This is a genomic window from Agromyces sp. CCNWLW213 (assembly GCF_037199545.1).
Classification (GTDB): Bacteria; Actinomycetota; Actinomycetes; order Actinomycetales; family Microbacteriaceae; genus Agromyces.
This window is the reverse complement of sequence record NZ_JBBBDX010000001.1, coordinates 802,595-827,003: the sequence shown is the minus strand read 5'-3', so window position 1 is coordinate 827,003 and position 24,409 is coordinate 802,595. Positions and strand designations below refer to the sequence as shown.

The 24,409-nt window shown below is 74.4% G+C and carries 21 protein-coding genes; 9 read left to right on the top strand and 12 right to left on the bottom strand.

All coding sequences use genetic code 11. The features are described from left to right. Positions 1 to 105: 105 nt before the first annotated feature. Positions 106 to 1,068, bottom strand: a complete 963-nt coding sequence (gene dapD / locus WBQ80_RS03880; RefSeq protein ID WP_336571282.1) for a 2,3,4,5-tetrahydropyridine-2,6-dicarboxylate N-succinyltransferase — start codon at positions 1,066 to 1,068, stop codon at positions 106 to 108. Positions 1,069 to 1,170: 102 nt separating this feature from the next. On the opposite strand from dapD, the gene dapE reads away from it, so the two are divergent. The 3 genes from dapE (at position 1,171) to WBQ80_RS03865 (ending at position 3,769) form a co-directional block, all read left to right on the top strand. Continuing rightward, complete coding sequence (gene dapE / locus WBQ80_RS03875; RefSeq protein ID WP_336571280.1) at positions 1,171 to 2,274, top strand: succinyl-diaminopimelate desuccinylase; 1,104 nt, start codon at positions 1,171 to 1,173, stop codon at positions 2,272 to 2,274. An 8-nt stretch (positions 2,275 to 2,282) separates the two neighbouring features. Beyond that, on the top strand, positions 2,283 to 3,515 hold the full coding sequence (locus tag WBQ80_RS03870) for a hypothetical protein (RefSeq protein WP_336571279.1): 1,233 nt from the start codon (positions 2,283 to 2,285) through the stop codon (positions 3,513 to 3,515). An 80-nt stretch (positions 3,516 to 3,595) separates the two neighbouring features. Next, entirely contained in the window at positions 3,596 to 3,769 is a 174-nt protein-coding gene (locus WBQ80_RS03865) for a DUF3117 domain-containing protein (RefSeq protein ID WP_019179788.1), read from the top strand. Positions 3,770 to 3,771: 2 nt separating this feature from the next. Here the strand turns inward: WBQ80_RS03865 and WBQ80_RS03860 are convergent, their stop codons facing one another. Continuing rightward, positions 3,772 to 4,404 (bottom strand): O-methyltransferase, encoded by a 633-nt coding sequence (locus WBQ80_RS03860; RefSeq protein ID WP_336571277.1) that lies wholly within the window; start codon positions 4,402 to 4,404, stop codon positions 3,772 to 3,774. A 91-nt stretch (positions 4,405 to 4,495) separates the two neighbouring features. Between WBQ80_RS03860 and WBQ80_RS03855 the strand changes: the two genes are divergently transcribed. After that, positions 4,496 to 4,885, top strand: coding sequence for a twin-arginine translocase TatA/TatE family subunit (locus WBQ80_RS03855; protein WP_336571276.1), 390 nt, complete (start codon positions 4,496 to 4,498; stop codon positions 4,883 to 4,885). Positions 4,886 to 4,906: 21 nt separating this feature from the next. On the opposite strand, the gene WBQ80_RS03850 is transcribed toward WBQ80_RS03855, so the two are convergent. From WBQ80_RS03850 to WBQ80_RS03830, 5 genes are read right to left on the bottom strand one after another with little or no spacing between them, the layout of a single operon-like run. Beyond that, a complete protein-coding gene (locus WBQ80_RS03850) occupies positions 4,907 to 6,466 on the bottom strand; it encodes a succinic semialdehyde dehydrogenase (RefSeq protein WP_336571274.1) in 1,560 nt (519 codons plus the stop codon). Between the two features lie 4 nt (positions 6,467 to 6,470). After that, a complete protein-coding gene (locus WBQ80_RS03845; RefSeq protein WP_336571273.1) occupies positions 6,471 to 7,370 on the bottom strand; it encodes a hypothetical protein in 900 nt (299 codons plus the stop codon). Positions 7,371 to 7,375: 5 nt separating this feature from the next. Further along, positions 7,376 to 8,542, bottom strand: a complete 1,167-nt coding sequence (locus WBQ80_RS03840) for an Mrp/NBP35 family ATP-binding protein (RefSeq protein ID WP_336571308.1) — start codon at positions 8,540 to 8,542, stop codon at positions 7,376 to 7,378. 34 nt (positions 8,543 to 8,576) lie between these two features. Further along, positions 8,577 to 9,101, bottom strand: a complete 525-nt coding sequence (locus WBQ80_RS03835) for a DUF1003 domain-containing protein (protein ID WP_336571272.1) — start codon at positions 9,099 to 9,101, stop codon at positions 8,577 to 8,579. Next, complete coding sequence (locus WBQ80_RS03830; RefSeq protein WP_336571271.1) at positions 9,088 to 10,422, bottom strand: magnesium transporter MgtE N-terminal domain-containing protein; 1,335 nt, start codon at positions 10,420 to 10,422, stop codon at positions 9,088 to 9,090. The genes WBQ80_RS03835 and WBQ80_RS03830 overlap by 14 nt, the downstream gene beginning before the upstream one ends. Before the next feature lie 66 nt (positions 10,423 to 10,488). Between WBQ80_RS03830 and WBQ80_RS03825 the strand changes: the two genes are divergently transcribed. Then, positions 10,489 to 11,202, top strand: a complete 714-nt coding sequence (locus tag WBQ80_RS03825; protein WP_336571270.1) for a general stress protein — start codon at positions 10,489 to 10,491, stop codon at positions 11,200 to 11,202. Positions 11,203 to 11,250: 48 nt separating this feature from the next. Here the strand turns inward: WBQ80_RS03825 and WBQ80_RS03820 are convergent, their stop codons facing one another. Next, entirely contained in the window at positions 11,251 to 12,831 is a 1,581-nt protein-coding gene (locus WBQ80_RS03820) for an aminopeptidase P family protein (RefSeq protein ID WP_336571268.1), read from the bottom strand. Between the two features lie 29 nt (positions 12,832 to 12,860). Then, positions 12,861 to 13,883 carry an endonuclease/exonuclease/phosphatase family protein gene (locus tag WBQ80_RS03815; protein ID WP_336571267.1) on the bottom strand — a complete coding sequence of 341 codons (1,023 nt, stop codon included), beginning with the start codon at positions 13,881 to 13,883 and terminating at the stop codon, positions 12,861 to 12,863. A gap of 95 nt (positions 13,884 to 13,978) precedes the next feature. Here WBQ80_RS03815 and WBQ80_RS03810 point away from each other — a divergent pair, with 95 nt between their 5' ends. Further along, a complete protein-coding gene (locus WBQ80_RS03810; RefSeq protein ID WP_336571266.1) occupies positions 13,979 to 14,869 on the top strand; it encodes a PHP domain-containing protein in 891 nt (296 codons plus the stop codon). A gap of 9 nt (positions 14,870 to 14,878) precedes the next feature. On the opposite strand, the gene WBQ80_RS03805 is transcribed toward WBQ80_RS03810, so the two are convergent. After that, positions 14,879 to 16,372, bottom strand: coding sequence for a DEAD/DEAH box helicase (locus WBQ80_RS03805; protein ID WP_336571265.1), 1,494 nt, complete (start codon positions 16,370 to 16,372; stop codon positions 14,879 to 14,881). Between the two features lie 134 nt (positions 16,373 to 16,506). On the opposite strand from WBQ80_RS03805, the gene WBQ80_RS03800 reads away from it, so the two are divergent. Then, complete coding sequence (locus tag WBQ80_RS03800) at positions 16,507 to 17,223, top strand: ferritin-like fold-containing protein (protein WP_336571263.1); 717 nt, start codon at positions 16,507 to 16,509, stop codon at positions 17,221 to 17,223. Positions 17,224 to 17,240: 17 nt separating this feature from the next. On the opposite strand, the gene WBQ80_RS03795 is transcribed toward WBQ80_RS03800, so the two are convergent. Next, entirely contained in the window at positions 17,241 to 17,546 is a 306-nt protein-coding gene (locus WBQ80_RS03795) for a hypothetical protein (RefSeq protein WP_336571262.1), read from the bottom strand. Further along, the gene (locus WBQ80_RS03790; protein WP_336571261.1) at positions 17,546 to 17,770 is read right to left on the bottom strand and encodes a DUF3107 domain-containing protein; all 225 of its coding nucleotides are present in this window, start codon (positions 17,768 to 17,770) and stop codon (positions 17,546 to 17,548) included. Before WBQ80_RS03790 ends, WBQ80_RS03795 begins: the two co-directional genes overlap by 1 nt. A gap of 93 nt (positions 17,771 to 17,863) precedes the next feature. Here WBQ80_RS03790 and WBQ80_RS03785 point away from each other — a divergent pair, with 93 nt between their 5' ends. Both WBQ80_RS03785 and WBQ80_RS03780 read left to right on the top strand, forming a co-directional pair. Beyond that, complete coding sequence (locus tag WBQ80_RS03785; RefSeq protein WP_336571260.1) at positions 17,864 to 20,968, top strand: PD-(D/E)XK nuclease family protein; 3,105 nt, start codon at positions 17,864 to 17,866, stop codon at positions 20,966 to 20,968. Further along, positions 20,965 to 24,282 carry an ATP-dependent DNA helicase gene (locus WBQ80_RS03780; protein ID WP_336571259.1) on the top strand — a complete coding sequence of 1,106 codons (3,318 nt, stop codon included), beginning with the start codon at positions 20,965 to 20,967 and terminating at the stop codon, positions 24,280 to 24,282. Before WBQ80_RS03785 ends, WBQ80_RS03780 begins: the two co-directional genes overlap by 4 nt. Positions 24,283 to 24,409 lie beyond the last annotated feature (127 nt).

The following is a 24,409-nucleotide window of genomic DNA, read 5'->3' as shown; positions in this document are numbered from 1 at the left end:
TCCCCGCAGCGCCCCGGCGCGCATGCGGGCGGCCGCCCGCGGGGCGGCCTCGGGTCATCACTGTACCCGGCCGCAGGGCGCGACGGACGCCGCCGGGCAGCGCGGTCAGGCGTGCAGCGCGGTGTTGAGCACGACCCCCTCGCCGGACCGCGAGACGACCTCGACGCGGCCGTCGAGGGAGTTGCGCCGGAAGAGCAGGTTGGGGCGGCCCGAGAGCTCGACCGCCTTGACGATGCGGTCGCGCTCGCCGGCGGCGCCGCGCACGGCGACCTTGGTGCCGGCCGTGACGTAGAGCCCCGCCTCGACCACGGAATCGTCGCCGATCGAGATTCCGATGCCCGAGTTCGCGCCGAGGAGGGCGCGCTCGCCGATCGCGACCCGCTCGGTCCCGCCGCCGGACAGCGTGCCCATGATCGAGGCGCCGCCGCCGATGTCGCTGCCGTCGCCGACGACGACGCCCTGCGAGATGCGTCCCTCGACCATCGAGGTGCCGAGCGTGCCGGCGTTGAAGTTCACGAACCCCTCGTGCATGACCGTCGTGCCCGGCGCGAGGTGCGCACCGAGCCGCACGCGCGACGCGTCGGCGATGCGCACGCGCTCGGGCACCACGTAGTCGAGCAGGCGCGGGAACTTGTCGAGGCCGGTGATGTGGATGCCGGCCCGCTGCAGCACCGGCCGGAGGCGCTCGAGGTCGCCGGGGTGGACCGGACCGGCGTTGGTCCAGGCCACGTTCGGCAGGTGGCCGAAGATCCCGTCGAGGTTGATCGAGTTCGGTCGCACGAGGAGGTGCGAGAGCAGGTGCAGCCGCAGGTAGGCGTCCGAGGTGCCCGCGGGGGCCTCGTCGAGCCGGACCGCGACCCGCACCGGTTCGACGCGGACGCCGCGCCGCTCGTCGGGGCCGACCGAGCCGGCCGGCGGCTCCCACGCCGAGGGCTCGGGCGACGGCAGGTCGCCGAGCTGCGGCGCCGGGTACCACGTGTCGAGCACCGTGCCGTCGGCGGCGATCGTGGCGAGCCCGTCGCCCCAGGCGGCGGTGGGCGCGGTCGTGTTCGGCGTGTCTGCGGGCATGCCTCAAGGGTACCGAGCCGGATGTCGTCGGGTCGGCGCGTGACGGCGGCGGCCGCGTCGCGGCATCCGCCCGCCCGGTCCGGTCGCCGTAGACTCGAGCGCATGGCTGCTCCCGTCCGACCCAGGGCCGCGCTCGACCTCACGGACGACGTGGTCGCGATCACGCGGGCGATCTGCGACGTGCCGAGCGTGTCGGGCGACGAGGGGCCGCTCGCCGACCTCGTCGTCGCTGCGCTCGAGGGTGCCGACCACCTCGAGGTGGTGCGGGACGGCGACACGATCGTCGCGCGGACGAACCTCGGACGAGCCCGGCGCGTCGTGATCGCAGGGCACCTCGACACCGTGCCCATCAACGACAACCTGCCCACCCAGTACGAGGAGGTGGACGGGCGCGGCATCCTGTGGGGACGCGGCACGGTCGACATGAAGGCGGGTGTCGCCGTGCAGCTGAAGCTCGCGTACGAGCTCGCCGAGCCCGCCGTCGACGTGACGTGGATGTGGTACGACCACGAGGAGGTCTCGGCCGACCTCAACGGGCTGGGCCGGGTGCTCCGCGTGCACCCCGACCTGTTCCGCGCCGACTTCGCGATCCTCGGCGAGCCGACGCGCGCCGAGGTCGAGGGCGGCTGCAACGGCACGCTCCGCGTCGAGCTGCGCGCCGCGGGTCGCCGGGCGCACTCGGCGCGCAGCTGGGTCGGCGACAACGCCATCCACAAGCTCGCGCCCGCGCTCGAGCGGCTCGCGGCGTACGAGGCCGAGACCGTCCGGGTCGACGGGCTCGATTACCGCGAGGGGCTCAACGCGGTGCTCGTGCGCGGCGGCGTCGCCGGCAACGTCATCCCCGACGAGGCGGTGCTGACGCTCAACTACCGCTTCGCGCCGAGCCGGTCGGTGGCGGATGCCACGGCGCACGTGAACGAGCTGTTCCCCGAGTACGACGTGACCGTGGTCGACGCGTCCGAGGGCGCCCGTCCGGGCCTCGACGACCCGCTCGCCCGGCAGTTCGTCCGCGCGGTCGGCGGCGAGGCGCGGCCCAAGTACGGGTGGACCGACGTCGCGCGCTTCAGCGCGCTCGGCATCCCGGCCGTCAACTTCGGCCCCGGGGACCCGCTGCTGGCCCACGCCGACGACGAGCGGGTCGACTGCGACGAGATCGTCGCGTGCGAGCGGGCGCTGCGCGACTGGCTGTCCGGCCCCGCCGCGTAGGGCGCGCGGTGAGCGGCATCGAGGTCGGCGACCGGCGACCGGAGGTCGTCCGGTACGGACGTTGGGCGCCCCGCGTGCGGTGGCGCCTGCTGCCGTGGTGGGGCCGCGTCATCGCGGTCTACGCGGCGTCGCGCGTCGTCACGACGGTCTTCGTCCTGCTGCTCGCGCGCGAGCAGGGCGCCAACCCGTGGACCGCGGCGCGACCGGGCTACTTCGAGTACGCCAACATCTGGGACTCGCGCTGGTACCAGGTGATCGCCGCCGCCGGGTACCCCACGGAGCTCCCGCTGACCGACGACGGGCACGTCGCCGAGAACGCCTGGGCGTTCCTCCCCGTGTTCCCCGGGATCGTGCGGCTGTTCACCGCGGTCGGGGTCCCGTGGGACGTCGCCGCGGTGCTCATCGCGCTGTCGGCGGGGCTCGGCGCCGCCCTCGTGTTCCACCGGCTCATGTCGCGGTTCCTCGAGCCCGACCAGGCGATGTTCGCGGTCGTGCTGTTCTGCGTCGCGCCCGTCGCTCCCATCATGCAGTTCGGCTACGCCGAGTCGCTCGGCTTCCTGTGGCTCGCCGTCGCGCTGCTGCTGCTCGTCGACCGGCGGTACGGATGGCTCGTGCCGGTGCTCGCGGTCTGGGCCTTCAGCCGGCCCGGCGCCCTCGCGTTCGCGCTCACGCTCGGCCTGCACTGGATCGTGCGCTGGTTCACGCGGGACCGCGATCCGTTCCCGGGGCGCGAGCGCGTGGTCGTGGCATCCGTCGCGGTGTTCGCCGGCATCGCGGGGCTGGCCTGGCCCGCCATCGCCTGGGCCGCGACCGGGTCGCCGAGCGCCTACACCGACACCGAGCTCGCCTGGCGTTCGGCGTACATCGGCTACGTGGAGCTCGTGCCGCTCACGCCGTGGTTCCAGTCGGGGGAGTGGTGGCTGGGCCAGCCGATGGGGACCATCGTCCCGATCGCGCTCGTGGTGGCGTTCGCCGCGGCCCTGGCCTCGCCGTGGGTGCGGCGCCTGGGCGTCGACGTCCGGCTGTGGCTCGCGAGCTACGCGCTCTACGTCTTCGCCGTGTTCTTCCCGCAGTCGAGCACGTTCCGGATCCTCGCCCCGCTGTTCCCCGTCGTCGGGGCGCTCGCGGTGCCGCGCTCGCCGTGGTGGCGGGGCGGCCTGGTGGCGCTGTTCCTCGCGCTGCAGGTCGGGTGGCTGCTGATCGCGTGGGGGATCGACGGGGCCGACTGGACGCCGCCCTGATCTCGGGAAAGCGGAGGGGATTTCCCGGCAGGCTCCGAGGTACGGGATAATGGAGGTTCAGCCACGAAAGGGGTAGCTCAATGGCGGCCATGAAGCCACGCACTGGAGACGGACCGATGGAGGCTGTGAAGGAGGGGCGCCTCATCATCGTGCGCGTGCCCCTCGAGGGTGGCGGTCGTCTCGTCGTCTCGGTGAACGACGCTGAGGCCAAGGAACTCTACGACGTCCTCGGCGGCGTCGTGAACGCGGCCTGACCTCAGGCGCCCAGCTTCACGATCTGCAGCAGGCCGTCCCCGGCCGGCGAGATGGCGGTGACGACGGCGGAGGAGGCCGCGAGCTCCGAGATGAGCCCGCGGAACGCCGTCGCCGCGTCGTCCCGCCGTGCCGGGTCGGCCACCCTCCCCTTCCAGAGCGCACGAGCGACGAGCACGCTGCCGCCGGGCTTCGCGAGCCGCAGGCCGTGCTCGACGTACTCGATCACCGACGGCGCGTCGGCGTCGACGAAGACGAGGTCGTACGACCGCTCGTTCATGCGCGGCAGCACCTCGCTCGCGCGACCCGCGATGAGGCGCACCCTCGCCGGCGCGATGCCGGCCTCGGTGAAGTGCTCGCGCGCGTGCTGCTGGTACTCGGTCTCGGTGTCGATCGAGGTGAGGTGCGCGCCGCGAGCGGCCTGCAGCATCCACAGCCCCGAGACCCCCACGCCCGTGCCGACCTCGATGATCGCCCGGGCACCGGCGGCCGCCGCGATCACGGCGAGCTGCGCGCCGACGGCCGGCGAGACCGGCTCGACGCCGAGCTCGAGGGACTGCTGACGGGCCTTCGCGATCGACTCGGATTCGACGACCGACTCGTCGACGTACTTCCAGTTCAGGTCGTGTTCGGACACGTGGCGGCTCCCGGGGTTCTCTCGACCCCCCAGCCTAGGGGCCCCTCCCGAGGTGCCGCCGCACGCCTCGCCGCCCACTATCCTTGAGCACATGGGCGGGCTCACCTTCGACAAACTCCTCATCATCGGGGTGATCGCCGTCTTCCTGCTCGGCCCCGAGCGACTGCCGCACTACGCCGCGCAGCTCGGCCGGCTCGTGCGTTCCATGCGCGACATGGCCAACGGGGCGAAGGATCGCATGCGCCAGGAGATGGGGTCCGACTTCGACGACGTCGACTGGCGCAAGCTCGACCCGCGCCAGTACGACCCCCGCCGCATCATCCGCGAGGCCCTGAGCGATGTCGACCCCTTCGCCGAGCCGCAGCGCCCCGTCGTCGCGCGCGCCGCCGTCAACGAGAACTCGGCCTACCTCCAGCGCAAGCGCAAGCGGGAGGCCCTCGCCGTGGGCGAGGGCGCGCCGTTCGACTCCGAGGCCACCTGACCCGTCGGCGCGCGCGCTGCGTCAGGCGCGCCGGACGGCGCGCAGGACGCGCGCCAGGAGCACGAGCGGCCCGACCAGGCGGGCGTACTCGCGGCCCGTGTGCGGCAGCGGGATCAGCCGCCGGTTGACCGAGATCGTCACCGGGTCGACGAAGCGACGGAGCCCCTCGGGGCCGTTGCGACGGCCGATCCCCGACTCCTTGAGCCCGCCCATCGGTGCGTCGACGGATCCGAAGCTCCCCCGGTAGCCCTCGTTGACGTTCACACTGCCCGCATCGATCTCGTGCGCGAGCCGCAGGCCGTAGCGCGTCGACCCCGTGAGCACCGAGGCGTTGAGGCCGTACTCGGACGCGTTCGCGAGCAGCACCGCCTCGGTCTCGTCGTCGACGACCGCGACGCTCGCGATCGCGCCGAACGTCTCCTCGGTCGCGACCCGCATGTCGGGCCGGACGTCGGCGAGGATCGTCGGCTCGAACGCCCACGGGCCGACGTCGGGGCGGCTCCGCCCGCCGACGAGGACACGCGCGCCCTTCGCCACGGCGTCGTCGAGGTGGGCCTGCACGCGTCGGAGCTGGGTCTCGGTCGCGAGGCTCCCGTAGTCGGCCTCGTGATCGAGTCCCGAGCCGATCCGCGGGTCGGCCAGCCGCGCCGCGAGGGCCGCGGTGAACGGCTCCGCGACGCGGCGGTGGACGTAGATGCGCTCGATCGAGACGCACAGCTGCCCCATCGACGAGAAGCACGCGTGCGCGGCATCCGCGGCGGCCTGCTCGACGTCGACGTCGTCGAGCACGATCAGCGCGTTCTTCCCCCCGAGCTCGAGCGAGGCGCCCACGAGCCGCCGACCCGCCTTCTCGGCGATGCGCCGGCCGGTCGCGGTCGACCCGGTGAAGCAGATGTAGTCGACCTCGTCGGTCAGGGCCTCGCCGGCCTCGGCCGGATCGCCGGCGACGACCGCCCACACCGCTTCGGGCAGTCCCGCGTCGATGAAGGCGCGCCGCAGGGCGAGCACCGACAGGGCGCCCTGGTCGTCGGCCTTCTGCACGACGGCGCACCCGGCGGCGAGGGCGGGAACGACGTCCATCGCGCCGAGGCTCACGGCGTAGTTCCACGGCGTGATCACGCCGACCACGCCCTTCGGGCGGTACCGCACGCGAGCCGAGAGCACCAGCGGGATGCCCGCCCGACGTCGTCCGCCGCCGAGCACGCGACGCGCCCTGAGCGCGTTCCATCGGGTGACGGATGCCGCCTGGAAGACCTCCTCGAAGGCCTGGCCCCGGGTCTTGCCGCTCTCGAGCTGCGTCAGGTCGAGCAGGTCCTCGCGCCGGTCGAGGAGGAGGTCGTGCGCCCGCAGCAGCACGCGCCGGCGCTCGGCGAAGCCGACCCGTGCCCACGCGAGCTGCGCGAGCCGCGCGCGCGAGACGGCGCCGCGCACGTCGTCGGCACTCGAGCGGGGAAGGTCGAGGAGGCGCTCGCCCGTCGCCGGCGAGAGGACGGGCACCGACCGGCCGGTCGAGGCCACCACGTCGCGCAGCAGGTGGTCGAAGGAGGAGTGGACCGGCGTTCGGGTGGCGGCGATGGGCACGCCGTCAGTCTAGGCCGCAGCGCTCGCCGTAGTAGGCGTAGAGGTCGGCCTTGAGCGCGTCGCCGGAAGGCAGTTCGAGCGCGCCCGCGCGGCCGTCCGACGTCGTGACCTCGAACGGCAGGATGGTGCCGCGCTTGTCGTCCGCGATGGCGTGCGCGTCGCACCGCGCGGGCCGCACGGGCAGCTCGACCGTGACCGGCGCGTCGCCGGCCGCGACCTCGATCCCGACCGGCCAGGAGCCGCCCGCCTCGGACCCGATGAGCGTCGTGCCGAGGACCCGGTCGATGCCGAGCGCGGCGTCGCCGGACGGTCGGGGCTCGACCCGCACGTCGATGACCGCCCGGGCGTCGGCGCCCGTCCCGCTCACGCGGAGCCGCTCGGGAAGGACGATCGCCGCGGCGGCCGCGACGGACTCGGCGAGGCAGTCCCGGTCGGCGATGCGCGCCATGGTGTCGAAGGGGTCGTCCGGCACGAGGGCGGCTCGGGCGCCCTCCGGCTCGTCGCCGTGGTCGCGGTGCACGAGCACCTCGATCGTCGTGTCGGGACGCGCATCGCACACGCTGCCGGTCAGGGGGAAGCGGGCGTCGAGCCGGTCGCCGGGGTCGAGCTCGATCGGCCTCGTGCGCTCCATGCCCGGCTCGAGCGCGGGCGAGACGACCTCGGCCCGCTCGATCACCACGCGCTCGCCGCCGTCGTTGGCGAACGACACCACGAGCACGCGGTCGGGGACGTCGAAGCGACCCTGGCGGACCTCGACGGACAGCCCGTCGACGGCGGTCGCCGCGAGTGCGTCCTCGGCGCCGTTCGCACCGGATCCGCCGGTGCTGCAGGCCGCGAGCGCCAGCACGGCGACCACCGCGGCGACGGCGGACGCCGCCCGCCCGGCCCGTCGCGCGCGCGGCATCCGCCTCACCGCACCCGGACGTCGAGCGGGCGGCCCGCGAGCGAGCGCCGACGCTGCGCGAGGGCGTCGGCGACCCGTTCGATGGCCCGAGCCGCCGGGTCGTCGGGCTCGGCGAGGACCACGGGCACGCCGTCGTCGCCGCCGCGCCGGAGGCCCACGCTGAGCGGCACGGACGCGAGCAGCGGCACCGGCTCGTCGACGCCCGCGGAGAGGCGATGCGCGACCTCGGCGCCGCCGCCTTCGCCGAAGAGGTCGAGCACCGTGCCGTCGGGCTGCGCGAAGCCCGCCATGTTCTCGACCACGCCCACGACGTGCTGACCGGTCTGCCGGGCGACGAGGCCCGAGCGCTCGGCGACGTCGGCCGCCGCAGGCTGCGGGGTCGTGACGACCACGACCTCGGCGTTCGGAAGCAGCTGCCCGAGCGAGATCGCGACATCGCCCGTCCCGGGAGGCAGGTCGAGGAGGAGGACGTCGAGGTCGCCGAAGTACACGTCGGTGAGGAACTGCTGCAGCGTGCGATGCAGCATCGGCCCGCGCCAGGCCACCGCCACGGACGAACCGCGCCCGCCCGGGCTCGTCGGTTCGACGAACATGCCGATGGAGATGACCTTCACGCCGTGCGCCACCGGGGGCAGGATCATGTCGTCGACCCGGGTGGGCCGGGGCGCGTTGCCCTGGGCGTCGACGAGGCCGAGGAGTCCCGGGATCGAGAAGCCGTGCACGTCGGCGTCCACGAGTCCGACCGAGAGGCCCCGCGCCGCGAGCGCGACCGCGAGGTTCGCCGTGAGGGTCGACTTGCCGACGCCGCCCTTGCCGCTCGTCACGGCGAGGACGCGCGTCAGCGTGCCGGGGCCGAACGGGTTGCCGCGGGCCTGCCGGCCGCCGCGGAGCCGCTCGGTGAGCGCCTGCCGCTGCTCGGGCGTCATGACGCCGAGCCGGACGACCGCGTTGCCGGGGCCGACGACCTGCTCCGCGGCCGCGCGCACGTCGCGCTCGATGCGATCCGACGCGGGACAGCCGATGATGGTGAGGCGCACGTCGACCTCGACTCCGCCGGGGGTCGCCGCGACCGCGCCGACCATGTCGAGCTCGGTGATCGGCCTGCGGATCTCGGGGTCGATCACGCCGCCCAGCGCGGCGTGCACCGCGCGCTCGACCTCCGCGGGGGCCATCCGGGCCGACGCCGCGGAGGCGCCCGCAGCGGGGTCAGGACGCGCCATTCGCGCCGTCCTCGTCGTCGCGGCGCTCGAGTTCGTCGAGCACCTGCCGCAGTTCCTGGCGGATGAAGTCCTTCGAGGCGAGCTCGCGCACGGCGATCCGGAGCGCGACGACCTCGCGCGCGAGGTACTCCGTGTCGGCGAGGTTGCGCTCGGCGCGCTGGCGATCCTGCTCGATCTGCACGCGGTCGCGGTCGTCCTGCCGGTTCTGCGCGAGGAGGATCAGCGGGGCCGCGTACGACGCCTGCAGCGACAGGGCCAGGGTCAGGGCCGTGAACCCGATCGCGATGGAGTCGAACCGCAGCGGCTCGGGCGCGAACGTGTTCCACGCCATCCAGCCGAGGGCGAACACCGTCAGACCGAGGAGGAAGCCCGGCGTGCCCATGCCGCGTGCGATCCACTCGGTGAACCGGCCGAACCGGTCGCGGTCGCCGGACAGGCGCAGGGGCGGTCCCGACCGTCGCAGCCCCTTCGGGGTGTCGAACCGACGGTCGTCGGACTCAGCGCGTGCCATCTCCTGCCCTCCTTCCGGGTGCGATCGGGATGCTGCCGGTGGCGAGCTGGGCGCGGGCGGTCGCGCGTCTGGTCACCTCCGACTCGGAATCGGGATGGCTTCGCCAGTCATCGGGCAGCAGGTAGTCGAGCACGTCGTCGATCGTGACGACGCCCACGAGCCGGTGCTTCTCGTCGACGACGGGCACCGACACGAGGTCGTAGCTGGCGAGGATGCGGCTCACCTCGGCCGCCGACGTGTCGGCGGTCACGGGCTCGAGCCCCTGGTCGATGAGCGAGCCGAGGCGCTCGTGCGGCGGGTAGCGCAGCATCCGCTGGAAGTGGACGATGCCGAGGAAGCGCCCCGTCGGCGGCTCGTACGGCGGGAGCGTCACGCACACCGCCGCGCCGAGCGCAGGCGGGAGGTCGTGACGTCGGATCAGCGCGAGGCCCTCGGCCACCGTGGCATCCGCCGACACGATGATCGGCTCGGTCGTCATGAGGCCGCCCGCGGTGTCGGCGCCGTACGAGAGGAGGAACCGCACGTCCTCGGCCTCCTCGGGCTCCATGAGCTCGAGGAGGTGCTCGCCGCGCTCCTCGGGCAGCTGCGCGATGAGGTCGGCGGCGTCGTCGGGCGACATGTGGTCGAGCACGTCGGCCGCGCGGTCGTCGCCGAGCTTGGCGAGGATGTCGACCTGGTCGGACTCGGGCATCTCCTCGAGCACGTCGGCGAGCCGGTCGTCCGGGAGCTCGGCCGCGACCTCCTGCCGACGGCGCGGCGGGAGGTCGAGGAGCGTGGTCGCGAGGTCGGCGGGCTTCAGCTCCGAGTACGTCGCGATGAGCTGCTCGGCCGACTGCGCCTCGCCGGCCGCGGTCAGCTCGCGCACCTCGCGCCAGGTCACGTACGCCGACGGACCCTTGGCGAACGGCGAGGCGCTCGTCTTCGGGCGGCGGACGAAGAGCTGGTCGACCTCCCACTCGCCCGGGTCGCGTTCCTCGATCGCCACGTCCTCGATGGTCGCGGACCCCGAACCGTCGTTGAAGGCGACCTTGCGCCCGAGCATCTCGGCGATCACGCGCACCTCGCCGCCGCGCTGCTCGAACCGGCGCAGGTTGATGAGCCCAGTGGTGATGATCTGCCCGCCGCCGATCGACGTCACCCGGCCGATCGACACGAAGACGCGGCGCTTGCCCGGGATCTCGACGATGAGTCCGACGACCCGCGGGGGGTCGCTCTTGCGGTACACGACGAGGACGTCGCGCACCTTGCCGACCCGGTCGCCCGCCGGGTCGAAGACGGGGCACCCGGCGAGTCGGGCGACGAAGACTCTCGTGGCGCTCACATCCCCAACTTACCCCGCAGGCCTCCCTTCCGGCCCGTGCGAGCGGCCGCATGGGAGAATGGCCGGGTGAGCAGTCAGAGCCCGTTCGGCGGCCGCCTCGGCCGCACCTACCCGACCCTGCCCCAGGGCGAGACCATCGCGAGCTACGAGACCTACCAGGAGGCGCAGGCCGCGGTCGACAAGCTGGCCAAGGCGGAGTTCCCGGTCAAGGAGCTCTCGATCGTCGGCCACGACCTCACGACCGTCGAGCGCATCACCGGCAAGCTCACCTGGGGTCGCGCCGCCGGCGCCGGCGCGCTCTCGGGGGCGTGGTTCGGCACGTTCCTCGGCCTCCTGCTGTTCATCTTCTCGCCGACCGGCACGTCGCTCGGCATCCTCGGAGCGGCCATCCTCATCGGCGCCGGCTTCGGCATGATCTTCAGCGTCGTGTCGTACTCGCTGAACCGGCGCCGGCGCGACTTCACGTCGGTCATGCAGGTGCTCGCGACCCGGTACGCGATCATCGGCGACCCCGGGCACGTCGCTCGCGCGCGCACCGTGCTGGGGGCGACGGATGCCGCGAGCCCGGCCGCGCCCGCGGCCCCGGCGCCCGCCGCGCCGCCCGCCGCCCCGCCGGCCACCCAGGCGCCGCCCGCAGAGCCGCCCGTCGACGCGCCCGCGGCCGAGCCGAGCGTTCCCGAGCCGGCCGCGCCGGTCGACGACTCGCGCCCGCTCACCTATGGCGAAGCCCAGGATGCGCGGCGTCGCGCCGCGCGCGACGGGCGGGACGCCGGCGCCTGACGCCCGCCCCGAGGCATCCGCCCCGCTGCCCCGCGACGAGGCGTCGCGTCAGCCGCGTGCGCCGCGCACCCACGCCTCGACCTCGTCGGCCGTCCGCGGGATGCGCGCCGAGAGGTTCTCGGCGCCGTCGGCCGTGACGAGGATGTCGTCCTCGATGCGCACGCCGATGCCGCGGAACTCCTCGGGCACCGTCAGGTCGTCCGGCTGGAAGTACAGGCCGGGCTCGATCGTGAAGACCATGCCCGCTTCGAGGACGCCGTCCATGTACATCGAGCGACGGGCCTGCGCGCAGTCGTGCACGTCGAGTCCGAGGTGATGGCTCGTGCCGTGCACCATGTACCGGCGGTGGAACTGGTTCTCGGGCTGCAGCGACTCCTCGGCGGAGACGGGCAGGAAGCCCCACTCGGCCGTGCGCTCGGCGATGACCGCCATCGCTGCCGCGTGGATCTCGCGGAAGATCGCGCCGGGACGCACCACGCGGAACGCGGCGTCCGCCGCCTCGAGCACGGCCTCGTAGACCCGGCGCTGCACGGGCGAGAACGTGCCGTTCACCGGGAAGGTGCGCGTGATGTCGGCCGTGTAGTAGCTGTCGCGCTCGACGCCCGCATCGAGCAGCACGAGGTCGCCGGGCACGACCGGACCGTCGTTGCGGGTCCAGTGCAGGATGGTCGCGTGCGGCCCCGCGGCCGCGATCGAGGCGTAGCCGACGTCGTTGCCGTCGAGGCGTGCGCGCGTCGCGAACACCCCTTCGATGACGCGCTCGCCCCGGACCTCGCTCGTGATCCGCGGGAGTTCGGCGAGCACCTCGGCGAACCCCCGCTCGGTCGCGTCGACCGCGGCGCGCAGCTCGGCGACCTCGTAGTCGTCCTTCACGAGGCGGAGCTCGGACAGCACGCGCGCGAAGTCCGCGTCGGGCTCGTGCTCGGCGTTGACCTCGAGGCTGAACGGCGCATCCGACGCGTTCGTCGTCAGCGCGGCCTCGGCGGCGTAGCGCAGTCGCGCGTGGTCGACCCGCTCGGTGATCGCCGCGTCGGCCTCGCGCACGACGAGCGTCGCGGTGTCGACCCGGTCGACGACGTGCTCGAGCTCGGCGACGCCGCGCGTCTCGAGCTGCAGGTCGGCCGCGACGTGCTCGAGCGACGGGCGCGCGCCGATCCAGAACTCGCCGATCGCGGGATTGGCGTAGAACTCCTCGGAGTCCCGGCCGGCGCGCTCCCGGAAGAACACGGTGGCCGTGTGGCCGGCGTCGCCGCTCGGCTCCATCACGAGCACGGCGCCCGGCTCGGAGTCCGAACCCCAGCCGGTGAGGTGGGCGAACGCCGAGTGGGCCCGGAACGGGTAGTCGGTGTCGTTGGCGCGCTGCTTCACGTCGCCGGCGGGGACGATGAGGCGCTGGCCGGGGAACGCGGCCGACACGCGTGCCCGCCGCGCCGCGGCATGCGCCGCCTGCTCGCGCGGCGCGGGCGGGGTCTCGTCGCGCTCGGCCCAGCCGCCGCGGATGAACGACTTGAACCCCTCGGATTCCGGCGTCGTCGACCGATTGGCGTTGCGGCCGGACTCCTCGGCCGTGGTCTCGTCGAGGGTGCGGGCCTCGTGGGCCGTCGCGGTGGCGTCGCCGGTGTTCGTCATGCGTCCCATTCTCGCACCGGCGCCGGCCCTCAGCTGCGGACGAGGGTCGCCACCACCGGGCGGTGGTCGCTGCCCGCGTCGTCGAAGCCCTCGAGCACGCGGAAGGACTCGACCGACCACGACGGCGTCGCCATCACGTGGTCGATGGGGCTGCCGAGGAGGGCGGGGAGGCCGGTCGGCCAGGTGCCCACCCCGCCGGCGCCGCCGGCCGCCGCGGCATCCGCGCATCGCCCCAGGTCGCCCCCGTCGACGCCGCGGCCGGCGAAGTGGTCGAGGGTCGCGTTGAAGTCGCCGGCCATGATCACGTCGTCGCCCGCGCACTGCTCGGCGAGCCAGTCGAGGTCGCTCCGCCAGTTCCGCAGCTCCCATCGGATCGGGGCGACGGCGTGCACCGCGACGATGCGGGGCCCGCTGCCCGACACCGGGTCGGCCACGACGCTCGGCAGCGTGTTGGTGTTGCCCGGAGGGCCCGGGAACCCCGCGTTCACCACCGCGTACTCGCCGAGGTCCGGCGTGATGAGGATCGTCGTGGAGCGGGCCTTCGCGACGTCGTCGAAGGCCTGCGTGTGCACCCACATCGGGCGGCCGCCCTCGCGCATGGCGATCGCGACCTCCTCGCCGAGCGGTGCGGTCGTCTCGGGCAGCACCACGACGTCGGCGCGCTCGGCCAGCGCGAGGTCGGCGATCGTCGCCGCGTCGGGCACCTCGCCGAGCGTGTTCCACGAGAGCACGGTGACCGAGTCGGATGGCGCCGCCGCGGGTGCGCCGGCCAGGCCGAGTCCGCGCACGGCGAGCACGCCCGCGTTGCCGACCGCGAACAGCATGAGGATCGCGGCCATGGCGGCGCCGAAGCGTCGCCCGGACCGTCCGAACGCGAGGGCGACGAAGAACCCGGAGGCGACCGCCGCGCACGCCGCCGCCGCACCGCGCAGTGCGACGACGTGGGCGGCGATCCACTGGTTCTGCAGGCCGAACGCCTGGGGCCACAGGAGGACGGCGGCGAGGGCGGCGGTGCCGAGCACGAACGCCCAGCCGAGGGTGCGGGGGAGCATCGCCATCCAGCGTAGGCCAGCGTCCGGGGCGGGACGCCGGAGCGCGCCGCATGTCGGCTGGGAGTCGGCGGGGAGGCCGCCCGTACGATGGTGGGATGGCCGACATCCCCGTCGCCGTCCGCGCCGACCTGCACACGCACTCGACGGTCTCCGACGGCACCGACTCCCCGGCGGAGCTCGTGGCCGCCGTGGCCCGGGCGGGACTCGGGGCGTTCGCCATCACCGACCACGACTCCACGGCCGGATGGGCCGGGGCGCGCGCCGCCGCCGAGCAGCACGGCGTCGTGATGATCCCCGGGATCGAGCTGTCGACCCGGGTGCAGTTCGCCAGCGTGCACGTGCTCGGCTACCTCGTCGACCCGGACGACGGGGGCCTCCTCGCGGAGACCGCCCGCATCCGCGAGTCGCGGCAGACCCGTGCCGAGCGCATCGTCGAGCGGATCGCGGCCGACTACGACCTGACCTGGGACGACGTGCTCGCCCAGACGAGTGCGGGGACCACGATCGGCCGGCCGCACATCGCCGACGCGCTCGTCGCCCGGGGCCACGCGCAGACCCGGTCCGACGCGTTCGCGGGCATCCTGCACTGGCGCTCGGGATACGCGCAGCCGCACTACGCGCCCGACCCGCTGACCGGCATCCGCCTGATCCGCGCGGCCGGCGGCGTGCCCGTGCTCGCCCACCCCGGCACGCGCGGCGCCGAGGACGTGCTCCCCGAAGCGCGGATCCGGCAGCTCGTCGACGCCGGCCTGTTCGGGCTCGAGGTCGACCACCCCGAGAACACCGCCTCCGCGATGCCGCGGCTCCGCCGGCTCGCCGAACGCTACGGGCTCGCCGTCACCGGATCGAGCGACTACCACGGTCGGGGCAAGCCCAACCGGCTCGGCGAGTGCACGACCGAGCCCGAGGTCGTCGCCCGGATCCTCTCGGAGGGCACGGGCTCGTCGCCCGTGGTGCCTCGCGCGGGCGAACGCGCGGCGCGCTGACCGGACCGATCAGGCCTGGGCAGCGGGAGCGGCGGCGCCGCCGGAACGGCCGCCGCGGCGACGACGGCGCCGCGGCGCCGGCTTGCCGTCGTGGTGCTCGTGGCCCTTGCCGTCGTGGGTGCCGGCACCCGGCTCCCTGACCTCGGCCGGAGCGCCGCCCTCGGCGGCGGGGGACGCCGCGGCGCCTTCGCCGTCGGGGCGACCGCCCCGGGTGCGACGACGCGAGCGGGACCGGGCCGGACGGGACGCGTCATCCGTCGCCGCCTCGCCCTCGCGGCGACCCGCGGTGCTCGAGCGCGTCGGGGGCGCCGTGGGTGCGGGCTTCAGCCGCCCCTTGGTGCCCGCCGGGATGTCGAGGTCGGTGTAGAGGTGCGGGCTCGACGAGTACGTCTCGGTCGGCTCGGGCTGGCCGAACTCGAGCGCCCGGTTGATGAGCGCCCACTTGTGGAGGTCGTCCCAGTCGACGAAGGTCACCGCGATGCCGGTCTTCCCCGCGCGCCCGGTGCGCCCGACGCGGTGCAGGTACGCCTTCTCGTCCTCGGGGATGGTGTGGTTGATGACGTGCGTCACGTCGTCGACGTCGATGCCGCGCGCCGCCACGTCGGTGGCGATCAGGACGTCCTTCTTGCCGGCCTTGAAGGCCGCCATCGCGCGCTCGCGCTGGTCCTGGTTGAGGTCGCCGTGCACGGCGGCGGCGTTGAAGCCGCGGTCGTTCAGCTCTTCGACGAGCTTCGCCGCCGCGCGCTTCGTGCGCGTGAAGATGACGGTCTTGCCGCGGCCCTCGGCCTGGAGGATGCGGGCGATGACCTCGTCCTTGTCGAGCGAGTGGGCGCGGTAGACGAGGTGCTTGATGTTGGCCTGGGTGAGGCCCTCGTCGGGGTCGGTCGCGCGGATGTGGATCGGGCGCAGCATGAAGCGGCGCGCGAGCGCGACGATCGGCCCCGGCATGGTCGCCGAGAACAGCATGGTGTGGCGCGTGGCCGGAGTCTGCGAGAACAGCTTCTCGATGTCGGCGAGGAAGCCGAGGTCGAGCATCTTGTCGGCCTCGTCGAGCACCATCTCGCTCACGTTCTTCAGCGACAGCAGGCGCTGGCTCGCCAGGTCGAGCAGGCGGCCGGGCGTGCCGACCACGATCTGCGCGCCGGCCTTCAGCTGCTCGATCTGGCCTTCGTACGCCTTGCCGCCGTAGATCGACACGATCTTGGTGGGGCGATTGGATGCCGCGAGCTCGAGGTCCTCCGTGACCTGCACGCACAGCTCGCGCGTGGGCACCACGATGAGCGCCTTCACGCCGCCCTCGGGGTCGTCGCCGAGGCGCTGGATGAGCGGCAGGCCGAACCCGAAGGTCTTGCCGGTGCCGGTCTTCGCCTGGCCGATGATGTCCTGGCCGGAGAGGGCCAGCGGGATGGTCTGCTCCTGGATCGGGAAGGCATCGACGATGCCCTTCCCGGCGAGGGCCTCGACGATGTCGGGCGCGATGCCGAGTTCGGTGAACGTGGTCAAGTATCTGCCTGTCGGTGATGCGGAATGAGAGGTGCGCCCTGTTCCGATCCCAGGCGCACGGCCGCGGATCCATCGCCCGCGTGCACCCACAGCCTATCGGAGGCGGCTGTGAGCGCCCGGATATGCTGTCCGACATGGCGAACTGGTCCCGCGCGCGCCTGCCGCGCCCCGATGCCCCGCGCATGCGGCCGCGGGTCGTCCCGACCGAGCTCACCCGGATCGACTTCACCGAGATCGTCCCCGAGCCGGTCGCGTTCCTCGGCCAGGCCGCCTACATCCAGCTCGAGTTCTTCGAGAGCCTCGCGAAGGCCGTGGCAACCGCGCCCGACCTGGCCGCGAAGGAGGGGCTGAGCGCCGCCGCGGGCGTGGCCCTGCGCAAGCACCACGACCTGATCGCCGAGCTGCGCCGCCTCGGCGCCGAGCCGGCCGAGGTCATGGCGCCGTTCGCGCCCGCGACCGACCGGTTCCGGCAGGCCACCTCCGGGGCCGACTGGTACGAGCTGCTGCTCGGCATCCACATCACCTCGGGCATGCTCGACGACTACTTCGCCCAGCTGTCCGAGGGGCTGCCCGCCGAGCTCGGCGCACGCGTGCGCGGCATCCTGCGCGAGCGCGGGGCATCGGAGGTCATCGAGCGGGAGCTCTCGGAGGCGATCGCGACGGAGCCGACGCTCGACGACCGCCTCGCGCTGTGGGGCCGCAGCCTCGTCGGCGACACGCTCCTCATCGCGCGGTCGGCGCTGCGGGCGGCCGAGGCGAGCGGCGCGCTCGGAGCCGACGTCGAACCGGTCTTCACCGAGCTCATCGCGGCGCACACGCGACGCATGGACGCGCTCGGGCTCACCGCCTGAGGTGCGAGCGGCCCGGCTCAGGAGCGGGCGACGCCCACCTTCGCGAGGCGGGCGAACGTCTCGGCGTCGTCGCGTTCGCGACGCGGGCCGAGGAGCATCGCGACGCCCACCGCGGCGAGGCCCGACGCGACGAGCGATGCGACCCAGATCCATCCGCCGTCCCACGCCAGGCCCAGCCAGGTGAGCGCGACCCACACGACCGCCGCCACCCCGGCGCCCACGGCCGGGACGACGAGCACGCCGTGCAGCGCGCGACGCGGGATCGAGTACCGCGCGGCGAGTCCGAGCAGCGCCCCGCCGAGGGTGACGAACAGCAGCTCCATCAGCCGACGAAGCCGATCCGGCGGGCCGCCTCGGTGCCGATCTCGACGTATGCGAGGGCGGCGGCGGGCACCACGAACACCGCGCCCTTGGAGTCGGTGAGGCGCAGCACCGGCGACTGGCCGGTCAGGGCGGCAGAGACGGCCTGCTCGACCTCCTCCGCCGTCTGCGAGGTCTCGAAGCCGAGCTCGCGGGGGGAGTTCTGGATGCCGATGCGAAGGTCCACGGTGCGCCTTTCTGTCGTTGACAGCACACTACGACACGCGCGGTGCACGGCCGGACGAGTTCACTGTCGGCGGACACGGATACCGTTGGCCGCATGCAGCCCCTGGCCCTTCCCGCGCGCTCCCTCGTCGACCTGGTCGGGCCGGGGCACGCGGCGGTGTTCGGCGCACCGGGCAGCGGCAAGACCCGGTTCGCCGTCGAGCTCGTCGCCGAGCACGTGGCCGCCGGCATCGACCCGACCGAGGTGCTCGTGCTCGCCGCCACCCGGCGCACCGCCGCGACCCTGCGCGACGCCCTCGCCGTGCGGCTCGGCGTGCCCACGCGCGGGGCGCTCGCACGCACGGCCAGCGCCGTCGCGTACGACCTCGTGCGTGCGCGCAGCGGGCGGCAGGTGACGCTGCTCACGGGCGCCGAGCACGACCAGGTGATCGGCGAGCTGCTCGAGGCGCAGGCCCTCGACGGCGGCGGGCCGGCGTGGCCCGACGCACTGTCCGACGAGGTGCGCGCGCTCCGCGGCTTCCGGTCCGAACTCCGCGACCTGCTCATGCGCGCGGTCGAGCAGGGACTCGACGCCGCGGGCCTCGACCGGCTGGGCGAGTACGCCGGCCGCCCCGAGTGGCGCGCGGCGGCGCGGTTCCTCGCCGAGTACGCCGAGGTGAAGGAGCAGCTGCGTCCCACCCAGTTCGACTCCGCCGAGCTCGGCGCCTTCGCCGCCGCCGTGGTGCGCCGGAGCCTCGTCGAGCCGGCCGACGCCGCAGCGCTCGGCGACCTCGCCGCACTGCGGCTCATCGTCGTCGACGACGCCCAGGAGGCGACCGAGGCGACCGCGGCGCTGCTCGGCGCGTTCGCCGCGCGAGGCGTGCGCGTGGTCGCCCTCGGCGACCCCGACGTCGCCAGCAACGGCTTCCGCGGCGGCCGCGCCGACCTGCTGGGCTCGCTCGGGTCCGTGCTCGGCGCCCGCGACGTCCGCCGCGTGGTGCTGCCCGAGGTGCATCGCGGTCGCCCCGAGCATCGCGCGCTCCTCGCCTCCCTCACGGCGCACATCGGCACGGCGCTCGGCGGCAGCCACCGCGGCGCGGCGCTCGCGGTCGCCACCGGAGACGACGAGGCGGTCCGCGATCCGCTCGACCCGGTCGTCGGCATCGAGGCGGCGTCGTCCGCCGCCGAGGGCGCGCAGGTCGCCGCGCTGCTGCGCGAACGACACCTGCTCGACGGCGTTCCCTGGTCGTCCATGGCCGTCGTGCTGCGCTCGGGCGCCGAACTCCCCGGGTTCTCGCGGGCCCTCACGGCCGCCGACGTGCCGGTCTCCGGGCGGCACGCGAGATCGGCCCTGCGCGACGCGCCCGGGGCCGCCCCGCTCGTCGCGGCGGCCGCATGCGTGCTCGGCATCGAGCCGCTCACCCCCGAGACCGCCACCGCCCTCCTCACGGGCCCGCTCGGCCGGCTCGACCGCGTCGGGCTCCGGAGGCTGCGTCTCGCGCTCCGGCACGAGGAACTCGCGTCGGGCGGCGTCCGGAGCGCCGACGAGCTCCTCGTCGAGGCGCTCGGGGCCGCCGGCGGCTTCGCGACGATCGACGCCCCCGCGGGCCGCCGGGCCGCGCGCCTGGCGCGGCTGCTCGACGCCGCCCGGCGAGCGGCGGTGCGTGGTGCCACCGTCGAGGAACTGCTGTGGCTGCTGTGGCACGACAGCGGCCTCGAGTCCGAGTGGGCGGGCCAGGCGGCCGGCGCGGGCATGCTCACCGACGAGGCGGACCGGTCGATCGACGGCGTCGTGGCCCTCTTCGCGGCCGCCCGCCGCTTCGTCGAGCGCGAGCCGGGGGCGCCGGCCCGCCGTTTCGTCGACGAGCTCCGCCAGAACGCCCTCCCCGAGGACTCGCTCGCCCCGGAGCGCGGTGACGACGCCGTCGTGCTCGCCACCCCGCCCACGCTCATCGGCCGGGAGTTCGACGTGGTCGTGGTCGCCGGGCTGCAGGACGGCGTCTGGCCCAACCTGCGTCCGCGCGGCACGCTCCTGCACGCCGGCGCGCTCGGCCCTGCCGCGGCCGCCGAGCGTTCGGGGCAGCGACCGCCCGAGCCCGACTCCGCCGCCGCCGTCCGCTCGGCGGTCCGGGCCGACGAGCTCCGGCTGTTCGCGCTCGCCGTGTCGCGGGCGCGCCGCCAGGTCGTGCTGTCGTGCACCGCGAACGACGACGAGCAGCCGTCCGTGCTGATGGCGTTCGCGGAGCGCCGCGAACCCCGGCGTCGGCGACCGCTGCACCTCCGCGGACTGGTCGGCGCGCTCCGACGCGACGCGGCCGGCGGCGACCGGGAAGCCGCGGCCGCGATCGCGCTGCTCGCCGAGCAGGGCGTCCCGGGCGCGCATCCCGACGACTGGTACGGTCTCGCCGCGCCCTCGACCCTCGCTCCGCTCGTCGACCTCGACGGCGACCCCGAGGCGCTCGTGCCGGTGTCGCCGTCCCAGATCGACCGCGTCGAGGAGTCCCCGCTCGGGTGGTTCGTCGATCACGTGGCGTCTCCGCCGTCGGGGCTCGCGGCATCCATCGGCACCATCGTCCACGCCGTGGTCGAGGAGGCGTCGTCGACCGAGGGCGATCTCGACGTCGAGGCCCTCTGGGCCTCCGTGGAACGGCGCTGGCGCGATCTCCGGTTCGACGCCGGCTGGGTCGCCGAGCGCGAGCGCCGGGGCGCCCGCCGCATGACCGAGGGCGCCGCCGACTACCTGCGGAACGCGGCCGACGACGGCGTCGTCGTGCTGGGGGCCGAGGGGCGGTTCACGCTGGTCAGCGGCAGGGTGCGCATCACCGGGACGATCGACCGCGTCGAGGCGACGCCCGACGGAACGACCGTCATCGTCGACATCAAGACCGGCCGCACGCCCCCGAGCGCCGCCAGGACGGCCGAGCATCCGCAGCTTGCGGCCTACCAACTCGCGGCGCGCGCCGGAGCGCTGCCCGACGCGGGTCGCCTCGGCGGCGCGAAGCTCGTCTACGTGGCGCGCCCGGTGGGCGGTCGCCGATACACCGAGCGAGCGCAGCAGCCGTTCGACGACGAGGACGAGGCGGCCTTCCACGCCCGGCTCGACGAGGTGGCGCGCGTCATGGCGGGCGCGACCTTCGACTCGCCCGTCGAGTTCGCCCACGGCTCGCGGTTCGGCGAGTGGCGGTATCGCGTGCATCTGGTGCCGGCGGTGTGCGCATGAGCGGCATCCGGCTCGGGGCCGACGAGATCGCGCTGCGACTCGGACTCCACCAGCCCACGCCCGAGCAGCGCGCGGTGATCGAGGCCGACCCGCGCGGCCAGAGCATCGTCGTCGCGGGCGCGGGCAGCGGCAAGACCGAGACGATGGCGAACCGGGTCGTCTGGCTGCTCGCCAACGGCCATGCCGACGTGCCCGAGGTGCTGGGCCTCACCTTCACGCGCAAGGCGGCGGGCGAGCTCGCCGAGCGCATCCGCGAGCGGATCGGCCAGCTGGTCGACGAGGGGCTCGCCGAAGTGCGCATCGACCCCTTGGAGTCCGCCGCGGTCGGCACCTACAACGCGTTCGCCGGCGCGATCTACCGCGAGCACGCCCTGCGCATCGGGCGCGAGCCGGATGCCGCGGTGCTCGGCGAGGCGGCCGCCTGGCAGCTCGCCCGCAGCATCGTCGCGGCATCGGCCGATCCGCGACTCGTCGAGATCGATGCGTCGCTCGACCGCGTCACCGGCGCCGTCCTCTCGCTCAGCCGTGCGCTCGCCGAGAACGTGACCGACAGCCGCGACGTCCGGGCTTTCGCCCGCGACTTCCTCGCGATGTCCGACCTGCCGATCGAGGCGCCCCGCAAGCGCACGCCCTTCGAGAGCTTCGTCTCGGCGCTCGGCGTGGTCGACGCGCTGCCGCCGCTGCTCGACCTGGCCGACGCCTACGCCGACGCGAAGCGGTCGCGAGGCTACATCGAGTTCTCGGACCAGGTGGCCCTCGCGCTCGAGATCTGCACGACGCATCCCGAGGTGGTCGCCGAGCACCGCGACCGTTACGCGACCGTCCTCCTCGACGAGTACCAGGACACGAGCGTCGTCCAGACGCGACTGCTCGCGACGCTCTTCCGCCACCATCCCGTCATGGCGGTCGGCGATCCCGACCAGTCCATCTACGGCTGGCGCGGCGCGAGCGCCGCCAACCTCGCGCGGTTCGGCCGCGACTTCGCCGCTGCGGGCGCAGCGGCCGCGTACGACCTGTCGACGAGCTGGCGCAACCCGGTCGTGGTGCTCGAGGCGGCGAACGCGCTGATCGCGCCGCTCGACGGGGGCATCCCGAAGGCGCCGCTGCGCCCCTCGCCGTTCGCCGGCCCGGGCCGGATCGACGTGTCCTGGTCCGAGACGATCGACGACGAGGCCGAACAGGTCGCCGAGTGGATGGCCGAGCGGCTGCGACCCGGCGGGCGCACCGCGGCGCTCCTCTGCCGGACGTTCGCACACGTCGACCTGTTCGCCGCCGCGCTCCGGGCACGCGGCGTCCCGGTGCACGTGCTCGGAGTGGCGGGCCTGCTCGACCAGCCGGTCATCGCCGACCTCGTGTGCGCCCTCCGCGTCCTGCACGACCCGACCGCGGGGTCGGAGCTGCTCCGCCTGCTCGGCGGCGCGCGCTGGCGCATCGGCACGGCCGACCTCGCCGCGCTCGGCTCGCTCGCCAGGTGGCTGGCCGAGCGCGACCTCTCGACCCGCCGCCTCGCCGACGAGGTGCGGCAGGGCATCCGCGGGTCGATCGCGCCCGACGAGTCGCCGTCGATCGTCGACGCGCTCGACTTCGTGCTGACCGCGCCCGACGACCACCGCGCGCTCGCCGCGATCACGCCCGAGGGCCTCGCCCGCATGCGCCGGGCGGGGGCCCAGCTGCAGTCGCTGCGCCGGCGGACCGGCCTGGGGCTCGTCGACTTCGTGACGCTGGTGCAGCAGGAGCTGCTGCTCGACGTCGAGGTCGCCGCGAACGCCTCCCAGCCGCTCGGCGGGGCGAGCCTCGAGGCCTTCGACGACCTCGTGGCCGGGTTCGTCGACACCGCCGAGCACGCCACCCTCGGCGCGTTCCTCGGGTGGCTCACCGAGGCCGAGCAGCGCGACCGGCTGAGCCCGCGCCAGGACGATCCCGAGCCGGGCGCCGTCCAGGTGCTGTCGATCCACGGCTCCAAGGGCCTCGAGTGGGACCTCGTCGCGATCCCGCGCCTGGTCGAGGACGAGCTGCCCTCGAAGCCGCGCAGCACGAAGGGGTGGCTCGCGTTCGGCGCGCTGCCCGACGAGTTCCGCGGCGACCGCGACGAGATCCCCGACCTCATGTGGCGCGGGGTGCAGAGCCAGGCGGAGTTCGACGAGGCCGTGCGCGCCTACTCGGCCGAGAACCGGGAGCGGCACGCGGACGAGGAACGACGCCTCGCCTACGTCGGGGTCACGAGGGCACGCGCCGAGCTCCTCCTGGCGGGATCATGGTGGGCGACGCAGAAGTCCCCGAGGTCGCCGAGCGGATTCCTGCGCGAGCTCGTGCAGGCCGGCGCCGTGGATGCCGCGGTGCTGCCCACGTCATCCGAGCACGACGAGAATCCCCGAGCTGCGGATGCCGCGCGCGTGCAGTGGCCGCTCGACCCGCTCGGTCCCCGTCGACCGTCCGTCGAGCGTGCCGCGCGACTCGTGCGCGAGGCCGCCGCCATGCCCTCCGGCACCGGGATCGGCCCGCAGCTCGCCGGCGAGATCCGGATGCTGCTCGAGGAGCGCCGCCTGCGAGGCGAACCGCGCCGAGGCGGAGAGGTGCCGGTCCGCGTGCCCGCGTCGCGCTTCAAGGACTACGTCGACGACCCCGCCGCCGTCGCGGCGGAGCTCGCCCGCCCCATGCCGCAGCGTCCCTACCGCGCGACGCGCATCGGCACCCTCTTCCACTCGTGGGTCGAGCAGCGCGCGCTCGGCGACGGCTCGCGGCCGGCCGCGCCGGGCTCCGACGACCTCGACACGCTCGACGTCGGGTTCGACCTCGGCGCCGAGGGCGAGGTCCTCGCCGATCCGACCGAGGCGCGGCTCGCGGCGCTCCGCGACACGTTCGCGGCGTCGGAGTGGGGCGACCGACGTCCCGAGGCGGTCGAGCTGGAGCTGCACCTGCCGCTCGACGGCCACGTGTTCGTGTGCAAGCTCGATGCCGTCTACGAGGTGCCCGCCGAGACGGAGCTCGCGAGCCGCGGCATCCGCTACCAGGTGGTGGACTGGAAGACGGGGGCCGCCCCGCGCGATGCACGCGAGCTCGAGCTGCGGCAGACCCAGCTCGCCCTCTACCGGCTCGCGTACTCGCGATGGTCGGGCGTGCCCGTCGAGCAGATCGACGCGGTCTTCTACTACGTCGAGGACGACCTGGTCCTGCGTCCGGAGGTGCTCTACGACGAAGCGGCGTTGCGCCGCGCCTGGGCGTCCGTGTCGGTGCGCTCCGGATCCGCATCGTCGACCGACCCGGCACCCGATGCGCTCCCCGGTGAGGTGCGATCGGCGGTCGTCGGAGGATGAGCACCGGCCGCGCCCGGCGCCGCGGTCGAACCGCCGGAGCGGCCCCGTGGTGCCGCATCGCCCCAATCGCTGAGGTCGAGCGGGATGGGCGCCGTCTCGTCCATGGCGGGGGCCCGGACGCCGCGAC